Genomic DNA, 17,297 nt, shown 5'->3' with positions numbered 1-17,297 from the left:
CCGGCGATCTCGATGCTTTTAATGAGTCAGGGCGGAGGCCAGTCGCTGCAGGCGGCCGCGCGCGGAACCGTCGATCACCTGCTCGCCGGTGTCGATGATGATTCCGGCCAGAAGGGCCGGATCGACGTCGGCGGCGATGTCGATCTCGCGCTGATAGCGGCGCTTGAGCGAAGCCTTGAGCTGTTCGGTCTGCGCATCGTCCAGCGCCATGGCGCTGGTCACGCGGACCTTGAGGACCGATTCGGATTCACGCTTGAGTGCGTCGAACAGCGCCTGCACCTCGACCAGCAGATGCATGCGGCCATGCGCCGCCATCTCGGCGAGAAAACGCGCAAACAGTGCGTCTTCGCCGATTTCGGCCGGCAGGTGCATGGCCACGAGCTGTGCATCCTCGACGCGCGGATCGCTGCACAGGGCGGCGATCCGCGGGTCCGAAGCCACGGCGGCGGCAAAGGCCAACGCCTGCGACCACTCGTTCAGCGTGCCTTTCTCCTGCGCCAGCTCGAAGGCGGCGCGGGCATACGGACGGGCGAGCGTGAGCGCTTCCATCAGATTTCCGCCGCCAGCTGATCCAGCAGCGCCTTGTGCGTGCCGGCGTCGATTTCACGCTGCACGATCTTCTCGGCGCCCTTGACCGCCAGCGAACCGACCTGCTCGCGCAGTTCGACGCGGGCACGCTCGGCCATGGAGGCGATCTCCTCCTCGGCCATCGCCTTCTGGCGATTGATCTCGGTGACGGCGTCGGCACGGGCCTTGTCGAGGATCTGATTGGCCTGCTGCTGCGCCTTGTCGATGATCTCGGAAGCCTGCACGCGGGCCTTCTTGATCTCGTCGGCGACGCGGGCGTCGGCATCCTTCAGTTCGGCTCGCGCCTTCTCGGCGGCGGCCAGACCGTCGGCGATCTTCTTCTGCCGTTCTTCGATCGCATTGTTGATGTGCGGCCAGATGAACTGGACGCTGAACCAGATCAGGATGGCGAAAGCGATCATTTCGCCGATCAGGGTCGCGTTGAATTCCATCGCTCGCTACCTGTGGATAGGAAAAATCATGAACCTGCGCGCCGAGGCACACATGCGTACCGCACGACGTCGCAAGTTCGACGTCGTGCGGTTCAGGCCGTTACTTGGCGGCGCCCAGAGCGTGCATATGATCCAGAGCGCTGGTCACCATCGGGTTGGCGAACGCCAGCAGCATGGCCAGGGCCACACCGATCAGGAACGCGGCGTCGATCAGGCCGGCCAGCAGGAACATGGAACCCTGCAGCATGGGCTTGAGCTCCGGCTGGCGCGCGGCGGACTCGAGGAACTTCGAACCCATCACGCCGATGCCGATGCAGGCGCCCAGCGCGCCGAGGCCGATGATGAGACCGATACCGATGCCGGTGAGGCCTTCGATCTGGCCGAGAAGGTTGGCGATGTGCTCCATGATGTTCTCCTGAAGAAAAGCTTCGAGTAGTTAAGGGTTGAACGTAATGCTCAGTGGTGATCGTGGGCCATGGAGATGTACACCACGGTCAACACCATGAAAATGAACGCCTGGATCGAGATGATCAGGATGTGGAAGATGCCCCAGGCGGTGTAGCCGACGATGCCGAAGCCGTACAGCAGCCAGCTGCCCGCGCTGAACAGTCCGGCGATCAGCATGAACACCATCTCGCCGGCGTACATGTTGCCGAACAGTCGCATCGACAGGCTGACCGGCTTGGACAGCAGCTCGACGATGTTCAGCAGAATATTGAACGGAGCCAACCAGGGGCCGAACGGCGCCGTGAACAGCTCCTTCATGTAGCCACCGGCGCCCTTGGCCTTGAAGCTGTAGAAGACCACCAGCACCAGCACGGTGATGGACATGGCGAAGGTGACGTTGAGATCGGCGGTCGGCACGGCGCGAAAATGGCTGGCGCCGGTATGTTCCGCAATCCACGGCAGCAGGTCGACCGGCAGCAGATCCATGAAGTTCATCAGGAACACCCAGACGAAGATCGTCAGGGCCAGCGGACCGAGCACGCGGCGGTCACCATGGAACACATCCTTGACCTGGCCGTCGACGAATTCCAGCACCAGCTCGACGAAGGCCTGCCCCTTACCCGGGACACCCGGGGTGGCCTTGCGTGCCTTCATCCAGAACCACGCGCTGAACAGCACGCCGAGAACCAGCGAAACCAGGATCGAATCCATATGCACCGACCAGCTCCAGAAACCACCCTCACCGACGTGGGGAAGGTTCCAGAACTTCATGTGGTGCTGGATATATCCGGTGAATCCACCTTCGGGCGCATTCGCCAACATGTTCAGTCCCATCGCTTATTGCTTGAATCGGAGCGCGAACAGATTGACCAGCACGGCCATGATCAGTCCCGCTATCGCAGGCGCCGGCGGTAACTGCCAGCGCACCATTATTACGTAAACCCCCGTGAAGACCACGGCCCACTTCAGCAGCGTCCCCAGGATCAACCGCGCCAGAGCCACTCCCGCTCCACCCGGACTGAATGCACGCGCCCCCGCGAGCGCGTTGCCCAGCGCCACGACAAGGGCGCCGGCCAGAGCGGCGAGCGCAGCCCGCCGGCCCTGTATCAGAAAGATGAAACCCGCCATCGCTGCCACGCCGAGCTGCCATAGAACAAGGCGCAAGGCGAGACGACGACCGGCGGCGAGGCTGTTAAGCACGCGGTTCTCCTGGAAGCGGCCGCACTTTTCGGCGCGGCCCGCGCATCACCAGGCCACGGTCAAGTTAAAAAATTATAGCAGGCGCTCGAAGCGCGTCACAAGTCATGAGCGCCCCGAAAAAACCTCCTCAGCATGAGGAGATACGCTCGTTCGCCCCCACCACTCAGACTGGCCCGGTACAGACCGCGCCCGCCGTGCAGGTTTCATGCACCACCACCCGCTCCAGCGCCGGAAGGTCGGCTTTCAGACGCGTGAAGATCCACTGCGCGATCCGCTCACTGGTCGGATTCTCCAGCCCCTCGATCTCGTTGAGGTAATGATGATCGAGCTGCTCGTACAGCGGCGCGAAGGCGGCCTTGATCTCGGCGTAGTCCATGATCCAGCCGGTCTCCGCGCCGGGCTCGCCGCCAACATGGATCTCGACCTTGAACGAATGCCCGTGCAGGCGTGCGCACTTGTGCCCTTCCGGCACATTCGGCAGGCGGTGGGCGGCTTCGATGTGGAAAATCTTGAAGATCTGCATGCCGCATAGTGTAGCTGCCGTCGCTGCCCCGCGGTGGAACGGGATGCGCGCCGCCCCATGCATCGATACGCCTGAAGCGGTGCGCGCCCGGGACCCGGGCGCCAACGAATTTCCGGCCTACACGTCGTCGTCACCGGCAACCAGATGAACCGGACGCCATTCGTGGTCGGCGTCCAGCAGGCGATGCTGCCCGGACGGCCCCTCGGAACCGACAGCGTAGGGTTCGGGTTTGCCGCGCTTCCACGCCTTGAGCACGGGATCGAGCACGCGCCAGGCCCACTCCACTTCGTCGAAGCGCAGGAAATGCGTGCGGTCGCCTTCGAGCGCATCCATCAGCAACTGCTCGTAGGCAGAGAACCCGCTGTCGCCGTCCTCCGCGTACGGTGCGGTCAGACGCACCTGGCGACCGTCCAGCTCCAACCCGGGAATCTTGGCGTTGGCCAGCAGGGTCATGGTCTGATTCGGCTTGATGCGAAAGATCATCCAGTTCTGGTCCGCGGCGACCTCGCCCGGCAGCGCGCCGGGATTGCGCTTGAACTGCACGGCGATCTCCGAGCAGTTGCTGGCCATGCGCTTGCCGCTGCGCAGATAGAACGGCACGCCTTCCCAGCGCCAGTTGTCGATCTCCAGACGCAGCGCGGCGAAGGTCTCGGTGATCGAGTCGTCGGGCACGTTCGGTTCCTCGCGATAGCCGCGCAACTTGCGTCGCCCGACCCGGCCGGCCGCGTACTGACCGCGTACGGCGTGCCGGTCGACGGTCTTCGCGCTGAAACGCTTCACCGAGCGAAGCACCTCGACCTTGTGGTCGCGCAGCACTTCGGCGTCCCAGGTCGACAACGGCTCGATCGCGGCCAGACTGAACAGCTGCATCAGATGGTTCTGCAACATGTCGCGCAAGGCGCCGGCATGGTCGTAGTAACCCGCGCGCTTCTCCACACCCAGCGTCTCGGCATAGGTGATCTGCACCTGCTCGACATGCTGCGCGTTCCACACCGGCTCCAGGAACCGGTTGGCGAAACGGAACACCATCAGGTTCTGCGTGGTTTCCTTGCCCAGGAAGTGGTCGATGCGCAGGATCTGCGGTTCTTCCCAATGCACATGCATCTGCGTGCGCAGTTTCTTCGCCGATTCCAGATCGCTGCCGAACGGCTTCTCCACCACCAGGCGACGCCACCCGCCGCGCGGCGCATGCGCGAATCCGGCTTCGCCCAGCGCATCGGCCGCTGCACCGAACAACGCCGGCGGCAGCGCCAGGTAGAACAGCGTGCCCGGCGACAGCAGCGGCTTCAGCGCACCGACCGCCTCGGCCTTCAACTCGCCGCTTCGGTACTCCAGGCGCTCACGGAAGCTCTCCCACTGCGCTTCGTCGAAATGCTCGGCGAATTTCTTCAGACCACCGTGAACATGACGCTCGAAACGTTCGCGCGACCACTTCTCCAGCGCGTAACCAACGATGCGCAGGTCGCCGATCAGATCCAGCGTGTGCAGCCGGTACAGCGCCGGCAACAACAGGCGTCGCGTCAGATCGCCAGTGGCGCCGAGGATAACCAGGGTGTTCTTGGACGCCGTCATGGCTCAGTCCTTGTCCGCGTCGGCATCGACTTCCTGGTGCCCGCCGAAGGCGTGGCGCATGGCCGACATCACCTTGTTGGCGAACAGGTCGTTGCCGCGCGAGGCGAAGCGCCCGAACAGCGCGGCAGTCAGCACCGGCGCGGGCACGCCCTGCTCGATCGCCGCCAATGCGGTCCAGCGACCTTCGCCGGAGTCGGACACACGGCCCTCATAGTGCTCCAGCGTGGCGTCACGGTGCATCTCGGCAGCGGTCAGGTCCAGCAGCCAGGAACCGATCACGCTCCCGCGGCGCCAGACCTCGGCAATCTCGCCCAGCGGCAGGTCGAAGCGGTAGCGTTCGGGGTGCTCCAGCGGCGCAGTCTCGGCATTCACTGCCCGCTCGCTGTCGCCGATATTGGCGTTGCGCAGGATGTTCATGCCCTCGGCGTACGCCGCCATCAAGCCGTACTCGATGCCGTTGTGCACCATCTTCACGAAGTGGCCTGCACCGCTGGGGCCGCAGTGCAGGTACCCCCGCTCGGACGGCGACGGCTCGCCCTCGCGGCCGTCGGTGCGCGGCGCGGCGTCCACGCCCGGCGCCAGCGCGGCGAAGGCCGGCTCGAGATGCGCATAGGCCGCGTCGGGCGCGCCGATCATCTGACAGTAACCACGCTCGCTGCCCCACACGCCGCCGCTGACGCCGACGTCGACGTACATGACGTCGCGCTCGGCGAGCGCCTTGGCGCGACGCAGATCGTCGACAAAGTGCGAATTGCCGCCATCGATCAGCATGTCGCCCTTGGCCAGCAACGGCGCGACCTGGTCGATAACCTTGTCGACCACGGCCGCCGGCAACATGAGCCACACGGCGCGCGGACCGGACAATTGCCCGACCAGGGCCTCGATCGAATCAGCGGCGGTGGCGCCGCTTTTGGCCGCCTGGGCGCGCGCGTCGGCGTCGAGATCGAAGACCACACAGTCGATACCGGCCTGCTGCATGCGCCGCACCATATTCAGCCCCATCCGGCCAAGGCCGATGAAACCCAGTTGCAGGCCCGTTTTTCCGCCGTCGCTCATGATGCTGTCTCCGCGTTCTGTGATGAAGGCCGGGCGCGCATCGCCGGCAGAATGCATCGGTGCGCTCAAGCGCACACATGACGGCACATGGTAACGGCAGCGGTCGGACAGGCGGATCATTCATGCCCGCGATCCCCACCACCGCGATCCGGGCAACAAAAAACCGCGCCGAAGCGCGGTTTCCTGGAAGCGCCGCCGAAGCCGCGCGTTCATATTGGTGGCTAGGGGCGGAATCGAACCGCCGACCTCAGCATTATGAGTGCCGCGCTCTAACCGTCTGAGCTACCTAGCCATAGGTGGGGCCTGACTGAAGAACCGCAGCGCGCGGCGAACAGGCAAGGCGCGGAAGTTTAGTCGTGTGACGCCCAGCATTCAAGAGCGCCTTGCCGGTTGTTTGCGCACTGTGGTTGAATCGGAAGCAAGCGCGCTGCCGCGACGGTCTCGTTCTCAGGACGGTCGGCAGCCGCGCAAGCGGTTGAGGAGACCGGCATGATCGACGCCGATGGATATCGCCCCAACGTGGGCATCGTGCTGCTGAACGGCGACGGCCGCCTGTTCTGGGCACGCCGCGTGCGACGCGATGGCTGGCAGTTCCCGCAGGGCGGCATGCGCAGCGACGAAACGCCGCTGGAAGCCATGTACCGCGAACTGGAAGAAGAAACCGGCCTGATCGCCGAGCACGTCGAAGTGCTGGCCACTACGCCCGGCTGGCTTCGCTATCGCCTACCCAACCGCTACGTGCGCCGCCACCAGCAGCCGCAGTGCATCGGCCAGAAGCAGGTCTGGTTCCTGCTGCGCTTCACCGGCCACGAGCAGCATCTGCGGCTGGATGCCAGCGAGACCCCGGAATTCGACTCCTGGCGCTGGGTCGACTTCTGGTATCCGGCCGAACACGTGGTGTCATTCAAGCGACGCGTCTACGAACGCGCCCTGCGCCAGTTCGCGCCGCTGGTCGAGCGTGCCTGCCGCATCCACATCGAGCATCCGCGACGTCAACGCGGCGGCTCGACCGACATCGCTGCCGCCTGACTCTTCTCATCGCATCCGTTCCGCATCGGCGCTCAGCTGCGGTTTAGGAATTTATTGACAATCATTCCCATTTGCGTTTGAATCTGCATCGGAGGTTCAAGCCATGTATGTGTGCATCTGCAATGCGGTCACCCAATCCGACATCCACCGCGAGGCGGAGGACGGCGTGCGCGATTTCGCCGAACTGCAGGCACGCACCGACTGCTCGACCTGCTGCGGCTGCTGCGAGGCCGAGGCCCGGCACACCCTGAATCAGGCCGTGCACGCCGTGCAGACACTGAACCTGCCGCTGACCGTCGCCGCCTGATCCCCGGGCGCGGCCGCAAATCGCCTCCATTCGCATTCCTGCAGCGCCGCCACCGGCGGCGCTATAGTCTTCTGCCGTACCCACGCGCGCCAGACGGACGCGCGAGCAACGCAAGGAGAACAGCATGAAAGGCGACGCCAAGATCATCGAACACCTGAACAAGGCGCTGCAGAACGAGCTGACCGCCATCAACCAGTATTTTCTGCATGCCCGCATGTACAAGAACTGGGGGTACAAGGAACTGGCCGATCACGAGTACGAAGAATCGATCGACGAGATGAAGCATGCCGACATGCTCATTGAGCGCATCCTGTTCCTCGAAGGCCTGCCCAACCTGCAGCAGCTGGGCAAGCTGCTGATCGGCGAGTCGCCGAAAGAAGCGCTGGCTTGCGACCTGAAACTGGAAATGGCCGCGGTGCCGGACCTGAAGGCCGCGATCGTCGACTGCGAGAAGCTCGGCGACTACGTCAGCCGCGAACTGTTCGAGAAGATCCTCGAGTCCGAGGAAGAGCACATCGACTGGCTGGAAACCCAGCTCGAACTGATCGGCACGCTGGGCGAGGTGCCGTACCTGCAGACCAAGCTCGACAGCTGAAGCCAGGGCGCATCACGAAACACCAAAGAGCCGGCGTCCGCGAGGGCGTCGGCTCTTCTGCATTCGGGCGGCTCAGCTCGGCTTGACCACCACCAGGATCACGATCGCGATCAGCAGCACAGCCGGAATCTCGTTGAAGATGCGCAGCGCGCGGCTGGACCAGTGCAGCGCGTCGCGCCGGGCGTCGCGCACCATCTTGATCAGCATGCCGTGGTAACCGATCAGCAGCAGCACCAGCCCCAGCTTGGCGTGGAACCACCAACCGTGCATCAGGTACGCGGGGCTATGCGCCAGCCACCAGCCCATCGTCGCCAGCCCGAAACCGACCGCCAGCAGGCCGCCGATGTGAGTGATACCGAGCAGACGCCGCTGCATCACCTTCAGCCGCTCGCGCACGACAGGCTCGTCCGCCTCGACGAAGTACACGAACAGACGCGGCAGATAGAACAGCCCGGCGAACCAGGTCACCACGAAGATGATGTGAAAGGCTTTCAACCAGAGCACGATCGCGAATCCGATGCGGAAAACAGTGTCGAAGTATACGCATCCACGCCGCGCGCCTTGACGCTCGTTCCGGGCGATGGCTATATGAGTCCTTTCCCACGGGTTGACCATGAGCATTCGTCCCCCGCCTCGATACGCCGTGCATCCAGTGCACGCTCCGCCCCCTGCTCCACCGCGGCGCAAGCTGTGGTGGACCTTGGCCTGGATCGGTTCGGTGCTGGTCGCCATCGCGATCGGCTATGTTCTCGGCAACAACGGCCCGGCCGTGGTCCCCGGCAATCATCACAACGCGCGCCAGCTGGCCAAGGAGAATGCGCAGCTGAAGCAGCAGCTGGCCATCGCCCAACGCTCGCAGCAGGTCGCCAGCGTGGCGAGCAAGAAACTGACCGATAATCTCGCCGAGCGCGACGAGCAGATCAACGGCCTGCGCGCCGATCTGGCGTTCTACTCGAGACTGGTCGGCGGCGGCACTCAGCATCAGGGCCTGCAGCTGCAGATGGTGCATGCGACCCCGGTGCCCGGCTCCCGCGCCTGGAACATCGAACTGACCCTGACCCGCAACGCCAAGCGCGGCAATGAAGTCAGCGGACACGCCGAAGTCGATGTCGACGGCGTCCGCGCGGGTTCGCTCACCCGCATGCACTGGAAAGACATCAGCGCACCGGATCAGAAGGACGGCCTGGACTTCAAGTTCAAGTACTTCCAGCAGCTGCACGGCACCGTGATGCTGCCCAAGGGCTTCACGCCGAACCGGTTGCGCATCAGCATCAGCCCCAAGGGGGCGAAGACCACCACGCAAAGCATGTCCTGGACGGACGCGCTGAAGAATCCGGAGAGCACCGACCATGTGGAATAGCAATCAGCGCAAGCACGCGAACACGACCACAAACCACGACTCGCATGCCAACGACACCAGCCTGATCGCCTCGGGCACGCGCATCAAGGGCGACGTGCACTTCAGCGGCGCGCTGCATCTGGACGGCGTCATCGAGGGCAGCGTCAGCGCCGATCCCGACAACAACGCCGTGTTCACGCTCAGCGAGCATGGCCGCGTCACGGGTGAGGTGCATGTACCGCACGCGGTCATCAACGGCATCGTGAAGGGCAACATTCACGCCGTCGAACGACTGGAACTGGCGGCGCAGGCCTGCGTCGAGGGCGACGTGCACTACCGCGTGCTGGAAATGGCCGCCGGCGCCCAGATCAACGGCCGGATGGTGCACCAGAAGGAGAGCCCGCGGCAGATCACCCACCAGGCCGAGGAAGGCGACGGCATCTTCGACGACGACGTGGTCATGGACGGCGGCAAGGCCTGAACCCGGCGACCCCGGACTTGTTCCGGCGCTTCCGCGGCCCCATTTCGATTCTGCGGCCGCTTGCCGCGCCGGAACCGAAGCGCCACACTTGCACCCATGAACACCGTCACGCTCGACATGCCCGACTACCGCACCAGCGGCGCGCCGCTGGTGTTCACCGACGCCGCCGCGCACAAGGTGCGCGAGCTGATCGACGAGGAAGGCAACCCGTCGCTGAAACTGCGCGTGTACATCACCGGCGGCGGCTGCTCGGGTTTCCAGTACGGCTTCACCTTCGACGAGGAACAGGCCGAGGACGACCTGGCGCTGGACAAGGAAGGCGTCACCCTGCTCGTCGACCCGCTGTCGCTGCAGTACCTGACCGGCGCCGAGATCGACTACGCCGAGAATCTGAGCGGCGCGCAGTTCGTGATCCGCAATCCCAATGCCAGCACCACCTGCGGCTGCGGCTCCTCGTTCTCGATGTAGCCTGCGCGAAGGTTCCATGGACCTCGCCCGACAGCCCCCGCTGAACACCTTCGCCGGACTGGCGCTGGAACGCGCGGCCGAACGCCGAGATGACGACGCCTGGCTGCATGCGCTGGAACGCGATGCCGCCACCCGCTTCCTGGTGCTCGACCCCGACACCCGGCTTCTCACCGACACCGACGGCTGCCGACCGCGCCTGCTGACACCGGAGGAGCGCGCGCAACTGTTGCCGGACGTCAGAGCCAGCCTGCTCGGCGTCGACGCTCGCGGTGGCGGCCACTTCCTGCTGTGCGCCGACGCATCCCAGGCCGCGCACATGAGCGATATGCTCGACGCGCAGCGCATCCATCTGCGCAAGGCCGGCATGCTGTTCGATGCCTTCGACGCCGGCCTGTTCGCCTATGCCAGCGGCCTCGCCCACTGGCAGGCGCGACACCGCTTCTGCCCGGCCTGCGGCGGCACCCTGGAGCTGCTCGCCGCCGGTCATCGCGCGCGCTGCACGCGCTGCGGCCAGTTGCAGTTCCCGCGCAGCGATCCGGCTATCATCGTCATCGTCGAACACGACGGTGCCTGCCTGCTGGGACGCCAAGCGAGCTGGCCCGAGGGACGCTACTCGACGCTGGCCGGTTTCGTCGAGCCGGGCGAATCACTGGAGGACGCCGTGCGCCGCGAAGTGGCGGAGGAAGCCGGCGTCGCCGTCGGCGCCTGTCACTACCATTCCTCGCAACCGTGGCCGTTCCCGGCCTCGCTGATGCTCGGCTTCACCGCCCACGCCCGCAGCCGCACCATCGAGCTGCGCGACGGCGAGCTGGAGCACGCCCGCTGGTTCACGCCCGACGAACTGGTGCAGGGCATCGAGCAGGGCCACCTGCTCGCGCCGACGCGACTGTCGGTGTCCTGGCGCCTGATCGAGCACTGGCTGCGCGAACGTGCCGGCATCGAACTCGGCGAATTGTGCGAGGCCGCAGCCACGACCTGAGCGGCGCGGCCCGCTACAATCGCCGACAGCTTCATTCGCCCGCAATCCGGAGTCGAACCCGTCATGGCTATACGTCTGCTGGTCGTCCTGGTGGTCATGCTGCTGATCCACCTGCTGCCGCACATGCCCAAGTACCGCCGTCACGGCTGGTTCCATCGCTGGACCGACCACCATGCCGGCAGCGACGGCGCGGCCTTCGTCGCCTGGACACTGCTGCCGCCGTTGATCCTGTGCGCCGTGGTTTCGTTCGTGCTGTCGCAGATCCCGCTGATGACCGCGCTGTGGGGCCTGTTCGCCGGCTGCGTGCTGGCCTACAGCCTGGGACCACGTGATCTGGAACGCGACATCGACGCCGTACTCAAGGCCGGCGACCGCGAAAGCCGCGAGGCCGCCGCGCAAGCCCTGCGCGCCACCGACGACCGCGCGCCGCTGCCGTTCAGTGCGCCGTGTCTGGTCGAGGCCACGGTCTGGGCCGGCCTGCGCAGGCGCTTCTCGGTGATCTTCTGGTTTCTGCTGCTGGGACCGACCGGTGCGCTCGGCTACCGCCTGGCGCGCCTGCTGTTGATCGACCATGCGCCGGACGAAGACGCCGATCAGGATGACGATACCTCCTCGCCGGCCCGACGCCGCGCCGCCGCCCGCCGTCTCGGCGAGCTGCTGGACTGGCCCGCTGCGCATCTGATGGTGCTGGCCATGGCACTGGTGTCCGACTTCGATGCCGTGACAAAAGCCTGGCGCGCATGGCACGCCGACGCCGGCAATGCCGCGCGCAACTTCGACCCAGGTTTCCTGGGCGCCGTGGCGCGCGCCAGCGTCGATGCGGATGTGCAAGCCGGCGACGCCGGCACCGAGGACACCAGTGATGTGCTGGTCGAACTCGGCGACGCGCGCCGGCTGCTGCGCCGCGTGCTGGTGGTCTGGCTGGCCGTGGCCGCGCTGATCGTACTGGGCGGCTGGTTCGTCTGAGCCTCGCCCTGCGTTCGCTTCAGGGACCGATATCGCGTCGGGATGTCCGACTGCGCAACGACTCGCGCACCCGCGCCCCCCACTGTGTGTGGCGGAATCCGAACGAAGATGGATGAGGCGTCACGCAGACGATTGCACCGCATGTCCAGACCGGGAGGTGCTCGTTCAGTGCCTTGCCCAGCACCAGCACAAACTCCGGTTCCAGCCGTTCCAGCACCCTCGGCAGACAACGCGCGGCGTCCGCCCACATCGCCGCAGTCGGACGCAGTCGCGCCCGCTCGCCCGGAAACGACTGAATGTAGTTATGAAATGCCACGCGCTGCCAGAACGCACTGCGCTCATCGCTCGACGGTGAGCTCCCATTGGGCAACCCAAGGAAGAGTTTGGTCACGACCGTAAAGAAGCGATTGGTCTTTCCATGTTCAGCGTAGTCACGCACCCATTTGCACGTGTACTCGGGCACCTCCCGCTCCGGCAAGTCGTAATGCGACTCGCCCAGGATCAGCACGCGCTGCCCCTCCCAGCCCTCGCTGCGATAGCGCCGCCCGACCCACGGCTTGAAGCGATTCGGCTTCAGGCTTGATCTCCGCGCAACTCGCGCACGCGCGTCTCCAACACGGCGGCATCGGCGGCATCGGGCGCCACTGGTGCACCGACGATCAGTTCGATGCGCGCCCGGAAACGGCGCGGCAACCGCGCACGACGAAGGATATTATCGCGTCGACTGAACACGCTCCCCCACAGACCACGCAGCGCCATCGGAACCACCGGCACCGGCCGGCGCTCGAGGATGCGCTCGACACCGGAGCGGAACGGCGCGATCTCTCCATCCTTGGTCAATCCACCTTCCGGGTAGATGCACACCACCTCGCCGGCTGCCAGCGCCGCGTCGATGGCATCGTAGGCTGCTTCGAGCAGCGCCGGATCCTCCTTGCGCCCGGCGATGGGAATCGCGCCGGCCATGCGGAACAACGGCCGAAGCAGCGGCAGCTGGAAGATGCGGTAATCCATGACGAAGCGCACCGGCCGCCGCACGCAGGCCATCACGATCAGCGGATCGGTGAAGGCGACGTGGTTGCACACCAGCAACGCCGGGCCGTCCTCCGGGATGCGGTCGATGCCCTCGCGGCGAATACGGTACAGCGTATTGACCAGCAGCCAATCGACGAACCGCAGCGGAAACTCCGGCACCAGCGTGAAAATGTAGACCGCCACGCCGGCATTGAGCAGCGCCACCACCAGGAACAGCTGCGGTACCGTCAGCCCCATCGCCAGCAGACCTATACCGAAGCCCGCGGCCAGCACCATGAAGAACGAATTGATGATGTTGGTGCCGGCGATGATGCGCGACAGCTGGCTGCGCTCGGCGCGCGCCTGCACCAGTGCGAACAGCGGCACGATGTAGAAACCGGACACCATGCCGATCAGGGTCAGGTCCAGCGCGATGTGCCAGCCGCCGCTGGACGTCAGCAGGCTCCACCAGTTCTGGCCATGCACCAGCGACGCGTGCGGACGCGTGAAGTACAGATCGATCCCGAAAAGCGTCATGCCGGCGGCCCCCAGCGGCACCAGGCCGGGCTCGACCTTGCCACCGGATAGCTTCTCGCACAGCAGCGAACCGACGCCGATGCCGATCGAGAACAGCGCCAGCGCCAGCGTCAGCACACTGGCATCGCCGCCGAGGAAGTTGCGCGTGTACAGCGGCAGCTGCACGGTCAGCGTGGCGCCGAAGAACCAGAACCACGAAATGCCGAGAATGGCGTTGAACACGGTGCGGTTGCGCATGGAATAGCCGAGTACGCGCCAGGTCTCGACGAACGGGTTCCACTCGAAGCGCAGGCCCGGCGCCGTCGCCGGCGAGGGCGGAATCGCGCGACTGGACAGATAGCCCGCGATGGCCACGCCGATCACCGCTGCCGAAGCCAGCTGCGGCCCGACGTGCGGCACCGCCATCAGCGCGTTGCCCGCCACCGATCCGAGCAGAATCGCCAGCGAGGTGCCGGTCTCGACCAGCCCGTTGCCGCCGACCAATTCGTTCGGATGCAGCGTCTGCGGCAGGATCGAGTACTTGATCGGCCCGAACAGCGTCGACTGCAGCCCCATCAGGAACAACACCGCCAGCAACATGCCCGGACTGGCCAGCATGAACGCCACGGCAGCCAGGCACATCACGGCCACCTCCATCGCCTTGACGATGCGGATCAGCCGGGCCTTCTCCATGCGCTCGGCAAGCTGGCCAGCGCTGGCGGAAAACAGGAAGAACGGCGCGATGAACAGCGCCAGCGCGATGTTGTTGTACGCGCTGAGCGTCTGCGAGGACATGCCCAGGCGGAACGTGGCCATGCCGATCAGCGCGTAGCGGAACGCGTTGTCGTTGAAGGCCCCCAGCGCCTGCGTGAGGAAGAACGGGGCAAACCGGCGCTTGCCCAGCAATGCGAACTGACTCATCCGGTGCCCCCTTGAAACCCCGGCCAGCCTAGCGCAAAACGCGGGCGGCGCGATGACGCCCGCGCGTGGGCCGACGCTCAGCCGCGGCGCAGCGCGCGATGGCCGATGTCGCGGCGGTAGAACACGCCATCGAACCGGATATCTCCGGCGCAGTCGTAGGCGCGATCACGCGCGGCGGCGAGGTCCTCGCCCAATGCGCAGACGGTCAGCACGCGGCCGCCCGCCGTGACCGTCGCACCACTGTCGTCGAGACGCGTGCCGGCATGGAAGACCTTCACGTCGGGCCCGAAGTCCTTGTCCAGCCCCTGGATCGGCAGCCCGCTGCGCACCTTGCCCGGGTAGCCGCCCGAGGCCAGCACCACGCCGATCGCGGGACGTGGGTCCCACTTCGCCTCGGTCTTGTCCAGCCGGCCGTCCAGCGCGGCCTCGACCAGATCCACCAGGTCGGACTGCAAACGCATCATGATCGGCTGCGTCTCCGGATCGCCGAAGCGCACGTTAAACTCGACCACCTTCGGCGCGCCCTGCTTGTCGATCATCAGGCCGGCGTAGAGGAAACCGATGAACGGCGCGCCCTCGGCCGCCATGCCGCGCAGGGTCGGCTCGATGACCTCCTGCTGGATGCGCTTCTCGACCTCGGGCGTGACCACCGGCGCCGGCGAGTACGCGCCCATGCCGCCGGTGTTCGGACCCAGATCGCCCTCGTCGCGGCGCTTGTGATCCTGGCTGGACACCATCGGCAGGAAATTGTGGCCGTCGCTGACGACAATGTAGCTGGCCTCCTCGCCCTCGAGAAATTCCTCGATCACCACGCGCGCCGAAGCGTCGCCGAAGGCGTGCGCGCCGAGCATGTCGTGCAGCGCCTGCTCGGCGTCGGCGATGGTCAGCGCCACCACCACACCCTTGCCGGCGGCCAGGCCATCGGCCTTGATGACGATGGGCGCACGATGCTGGCGCACGTATTCGAGCGCCCGGTTCAGCTCGGTGAACACGGCGTAGCGCGCGGTGGGAATGTTGTGGCGCTGCAGGAAATCCTTGCTGAAGGCCTTGGAGCCCTCCAACTGCGCGGCGATGGCGCGCGGACCGAAACAGCGCAGGCCGGCGGCGCGGAAGCGGTCGACCACGCCGGCCACCAGCGGGGCCTCGGGACCGACCACGGTCAGCTCCACGCCCTCGTCGCGCGCCAGTTGCAGCAGCGCCTCGGGATCACCGGCGTTCACGGCAACATTGCGCATGCCCGGCTCGGCCGCGGTACCGGCGTTACCCGGCGCCACCAGCACTTCGCTGACGCGTCGCGATTGACGGATCTTCCACGCCAGCGCGTGTTCGCGACCGCCGCCGCCGATCACCAGAACTTTCATGCCTTGCTCCACATCGTCTTGCGCGCACCATTGGTGCGGAGCCGCCTATGATCGCCGATGGCGCTGCTGCGGCCAAGCAGGAACCGGCGGATGGCCAGCCCGTGTCCGTTCGATTCATGCAGAAACCGCCGCTCCCTACGGAAGCGGCGGCGGTTGTCTATCACGCAGCGCGCGAGGCGCCGTGAAGAAAATCACTTGGCCAGTGAGATGTACGGCGCGTCGTGATCCGGTTCGCCCCAAGGGGCGAAGTACATGTTGGCCTCGACCGCGTTGGCCAGATCGCCATAGGTGTCGGTCGGCTGCATCCGCGAACGCAGGTTCGTGCTCATCCAGAACTGATCGACCGTGCTCTGGTAGCTCTTGGTGTCGTAGGTCACCAAACCGTTGCCCATCATGTAGGCATAGTTGTAGCCGGGCTGCGCGGTGGCGAAGAACATCCCGGCGTGGCTCTCCATGCTAGTCAGCGTGTCGAGGTTCTTGCATTCGCCGTCGCCGACAAGCTCGTCGTTGAAATCGCCGGCGGCGATGAAGTTGCCCTGGTCGACACCGGATTCGTCGGCCCACTGCACGAACGAGTCGACCTGGTCCTTGCGCAGCTGACAGTCCGACGGCGAGGAGCCGGCCTTGAAGTGGATCGTGGCCATGGTGAAGGTCAGCGCAGAGTTGTTGACGGCGAAGGTCGCCACGTAGGGACGACGGCCGGCGCAATCGTCCCAGGTGCTGCCGTTCTCGTCGATCAGGCCGTTGGTGTCGGCAGCGTTGAGGTCGTAGCCGGACTGCAGCGAGACCGCGCTCTTGCGCCACAGGATGACGTCATGCTGCGAGCAACCGGCCTGGGTGATGCGGAAATCCCAGTCCGAGGCGTTGCCGAGATAGTTGTCGATCAGGTCCTGGATCGAGGCCGCGTCGAGGATCTCGTTCACCTCCATCACATCGAAATGGTAGCCGTTGATGACGTCGGCGATGGCCTGTTTCTTGGCCGCCGGATCGCTGCTGTCGTACCACTCCAGGTTCCAGCTGCCGATGCGCACGCCGCCGACCGAACTGGCGGTGCCGCAGTAGATGTTGGTGTCGCTGGCCGACGCGTTGCTCAGGTAGACATTGCCCTGCTTGCCACGGCAGGCCCAGCCGCTGGGTGCGGACACCGACTCGACACGGAACTTGGTGTTATTGCGGATGTTGACGCCGAACGAATAGGCGCCGTTGCCGCTGATGGAAACATCCTTGCTGTTCTCGTAGTTCGAGCCCCAGGTCAGGCGCATGGTGATGGTGCCCGGATTGGAATACACCTGCCCTCCGACGTCGCCGGCCACCGCCGGCAGCGCCACAGCCAGAGCCAGCAGCGCCACACAGGCGCGAAGCCATCCATATGTCTTCGTCTTGCTCATCGTCGATCCTCCTTGTCTGTGGAATGCACGCATCGCCTCCCGAGGCGGCGATCCCCTCAGAGTGAAGCGGCCCGATGACCATAGAACGACAACCCGCCTCACGCGGGTCGACGGATGAG

The 17,297-nt window shown here is 65.5% G+C and carries 22 protein-coding genes and 1 tRNA gene; 9 read left to right on the top strand and 14 right to left on the bottom strand.

Translation table 11 applies throughout. The features are described from left to right. Positions 1 to 18: 18 nt before the first annotated feature. The 9 genes from BTJ49_RS12145 to BTJ49_RS12105 form a co-directional block, all read right to left on the bottom strand. Entirely contained in the window at positions 19 to 552 is a 534-nt protein-coding gene (locus BTJ49_RS12145) for a F0F1 ATP synthase subunit delta (protein WP_113065683.1), read from the bottom strand. Further along, entirely contained in the window at positions 549 to 1,019 is a 471-nt protein-coding gene (locus BTJ49_RS12140) for a F0F1 ATP synthase subunit B (protein WP_113065682.1), read from the bottom strand. The genes BTJ49_RS12145 and BTJ49_RS12140 overlap by 4 nt, the downstream gene beginning before the upstream one ends. Before the next feature lie 100 nt (positions 1,020 to 1,119). Beyond that, the gene (atpE, locus tag BTJ49_RS12135; protein WP_113065681.1) at positions 1,120 to 1,425 is read right to left on the bottom strand and encodes a F0F1 ATP synthase subunit C; all 306 of its coding nucleotides are present in this window, start codon (positions 1,423 to 1,425) and stop codon (positions 1,120 to 1,122) included. 50 nt (positions 1,426 to 1,475) lie between these two features. Beyond that, complete coding sequence (gene atpB, locus BTJ49_RS12130) at positions 1,476 to 2,285, bottom strand: F0F1 ATP synthase subunit A (RefSeq protein WP_113065803.1); 810 nt, start codon at positions 2,283 to 2,285, stop codon at positions 1,476 to 1,478. A gap of 18 nt (positions 2,286 to 2,303) precedes the next feature. Beyond that, complete coding sequence (locus BTJ49_RS12125) at positions 2,304 to 2,666, bottom strand: ATP synthase subunit I (RefSeq protein ID WP_113065680.1); 363 nt, start codon at positions 2,664 to 2,666, stop codon at positions 2,304 to 2,306. 163 nt (positions 2,667 to 2,829) lie between these two features. Continuing rightward, complete coding sequence (gene queD / locus BTJ49_RS12120; RefSeq protein ID WP_113065679.1) at positions 2,830 to 3,189, bottom strand: 6-carboxytetrahydropterin synthase QueD; 360 nt, start codon at positions 3,187 to 3,189, stop codon at positions 2,830 to 2,832. Positions 3,190 to 3,306: 117 nt separating this feature from the next. Next, on the bottom strand, positions 3,307 to 4,761 hold the full coding sequence (gene zwf / locus BTJ49_RS12115; protein WP_113065678.1) for a glucose-6-phosphate dehydrogenase: 1,455 nt from the start codon (positions 4,759 to 4,761) through the stop codon (positions 3,307 to 3,309). Positions 4,762 to 4,764: 3 nt separating this feature from the next. Next, complete coding sequence (gnd, locus tag BTJ49_RS12110) at positions 4,765 to 5,793, bottom strand: phosphogluconate dehydrogenase (NAD(+)-dependent, decarboxylating) (protein WP_206098415.1); 1,029 nt, start codon at positions 5,791 to 5,793, stop codon at positions 4,765 to 4,767. A 239-nt stretch (positions 5,794 to 6,032) separates the two neighbouring features. Then, a tRNA-Met gene (locus BTJ49_RS12105) sits at positions 6,033 to 6,109 on the bottom strand. 197 nt (positions 6,110 to 6,306) lie between these two features. On the opposite strand from BTJ49_RS12105, the gene BTJ49_RS12100 reads away from it, so the two are divergent. The 3 genes from BTJ49_RS12100 (at position 6,307) to bfr (ending at position 7,748) form a co-directional block, all read left to right on the top strand. Further along, entirely contained in the window at positions 6,307 to 6,846 is a 540-nt protein-coding gene (locus BTJ49_RS12100; protein WP_113065677.1) for an RNA pyrophosphohydrolase, read from the top strand. A gap of 103 nt (positions 6,847 to 6,949) precedes the next feature. Further along, positions 6,950 to 7,153 carry a (2Fe-2S)-binding protein gene (locus BTJ49_RS12095; protein WP_113065676.1) on the top strand — a complete coding sequence of 68 codons (204 nt, stop codon included), beginning with the start codon at positions 6,950 to 6,952 and terminating at the stop codon, positions 7,151 to 7,153. A 124-nt stretch (positions 7,154 to 7,277) separates the two neighbouring features. Then, positions 7,278 to 7,748: a bacterioferritin gene (bfr, locus tag BTJ49_RS12090; protein ID WP_113065675.1), complete on the top strand. Its 471-nt coding sequence runs from the start codon at positions 7,278 to 7,280 to the stop codon at positions 7,746 to 7,748. Between the two features lie 72 nt (positions 7,749 to 7,820). On the opposite strand, the gene BTJ49_RS12085 is transcribed toward bfr, so the two are convergent. Further along, on the bottom strand, positions 7,821 to 8,252 hold the full coding sequence (locus tag BTJ49_RS12085) for a CopD family protein (RefSeq protein ID WP_113065674.1): 432 nt from the start codon (positions 8,250 to 8,252) through the stop codon (positions 7,821 to 7,823). A 109-nt stretch (positions 8,253 to 8,361) separates the two neighbouring features. Here BTJ49_RS12085 and BTJ49_RS12080 point away from each other — a divergent pair, with 109 nt between their 5' ends. From BTJ49_RS12080 to BTJ49_RS12060, 5 genes are all read left to right on the top strand, one after another. Next, positions 8,362 to 9,108 carry a DUF6776 family protein gene (locus BTJ49_RS12080; protein WP_113065673.1) on the top strand — a complete coding sequence of 249 codons (747 nt, stop codon included), beginning with the start codon at positions 8,362 to 8,364 and terminating at the stop codon, positions 9,106 to 9,108. Beyond that, positions 9,098 to 9,568 carry a polymer-forming cytoskeletal protein gene (locus BTJ49_RS12075; RefSeq protein ID WP_113065672.1) on the top strand — a complete coding sequence of 157 codons (471 nt, stop codon included), beginning with the start codon at positions 9,098 to 9,100 and terminating at the stop codon, positions 9,566 to 9,568. Before BTJ49_RS12080 ends, BTJ49_RS12075 begins: the two co-directional genes overlap by 11 nt. A 96-nt stretch (positions 9,569 to 9,664) precedes the next feature. Then, complete coding sequence (erpA, locus tag BTJ49_RS12070; RefSeq protein WP_113065671.1) at positions 9,665 to 10,036, top strand: iron-sulfur cluster insertion protein ErpA; 372 nt, start codon at positions 9,665 to 9,667, stop codon at positions 10,034 to 10,036. Positions 10,037 to 10,052: 16 nt separating this feature from the next. Then, positions 10,053 to 11,015: an NAD(+) diphosphatase gene (gene nudC / locus BTJ49_RS12065; RefSeq protein WP_113065670.1), complete on the top strand. Its 963-nt coding sequence runs from the start codon at positions 10,053 to 10,055 to the stop codon at positions 11,013 to 11,015. Between the two features lie 63 nt (positions 11,016 to 11,078). After that, positions 11,079 to 11,981: a beta-lactamase induction protein gene (locus BTJ49_RS12060; RefSeq protein WP_113065669.1), complete on the top strand. Its 903-nt coding sequence runs from the start codon at positions 11,079 to 11,081 to the stop codon at positions 11,979 to 11,981. Positions 11,982 to 12,000: 19 nt separating this feature from the next. On the opposite strand, the gene BTJ49_RS12055 is transcribed toward BTJ49_RS12060, so the two are convergent. The 3 genes from BTJ49_RS12055 to purD form a co-directional block, all read right to left on the bottom strand. Then, positions 12,001 to 12,489 carry a hypothetical protein gene (locus tag BTJ49_RS12055; protein ID WP_168184735.1) on the bottom strand — a complete coding sequence of 163 codons (489 nt, stop codon included), beginning with the start codon at positions 12,487 to 12,489 and terminating at the stop codon, positions 12,001 to 12,003. A gap of 65 nt (positions 12,490 to 12,554) precedes the next feature. Further along, the gene (locus BTJ49_RS12050) at positions 12,555 to 14,429 is read right to left on the bottom strand and encodes an MFS transporter (RefSeq protein ID WP_113065667.1); all 1,875 of its coding nucleotides are present in this window, start codon (positions 14,427 to 14,429) and stop codon (positions 12,555 to 12,557) included. Positions 14,430 to 14,506: 77 nt separating this feature from the next. Next, entirely contained in the window at positions 14,507 to 15,790 is a 1,284-nt protein-coding gene (gene purD / locus BTJ49_RS12045; RefSeq protein WP_113065666.1) for a phosphoribosylamine--glycine ligase, read from the bottom strand. Positions 15,791 to 15,837: 47 nt separating this feature from the next. Here purD and BTJ49_RS15770 point away from each other — a divergent pair, with 47 nt between their 5' ends. Then, a complete protein-coding gene (locus BTJ49_RS15770; protein ID WP_168184734.1) occupies positions 15,838 to 15,975 on the top strand; it encodes a hypothetical protein in 138 nt (45 codons plus the stop codon). A 6-nt stretch (positions 15,976 to 15,981) separates the two neighbouring features. On the opposite strand, the gene BTJ49_RS12040 is transcribed toward BTJ49_RS15770, so the two are convergent. Continuing rightward, entirely contained in the window at positions 15,982 to 17,178 is a 1,197-nt protein-coding gene (locus BTJ49_RS12040) for a hypothetical protein (RefSeq protein ID WP_113065665.1), read from the bottom strand. Between the last annotated feature and the right edge of the window lie 119 nt (positions 17,179 to 17,297).

The sequence above is a fragment of the Oleiagrimonas sp. MCCC 1A03011 genome (assembly GCF_003267965.1).
In the GTDB taxonomy this organism is placed as follows: Bacteria; Pseudomonadota; Gammaproteobacteria; order Xanthomonadales; family Rhodanobacteraceae; genus Oleiagrimonas; species Oleiagrimonas citrea.
Note: the sequence above shows the minus strand (reverse complement) of the source record. Positions and strands in the feature narration are given on the sequence as shown.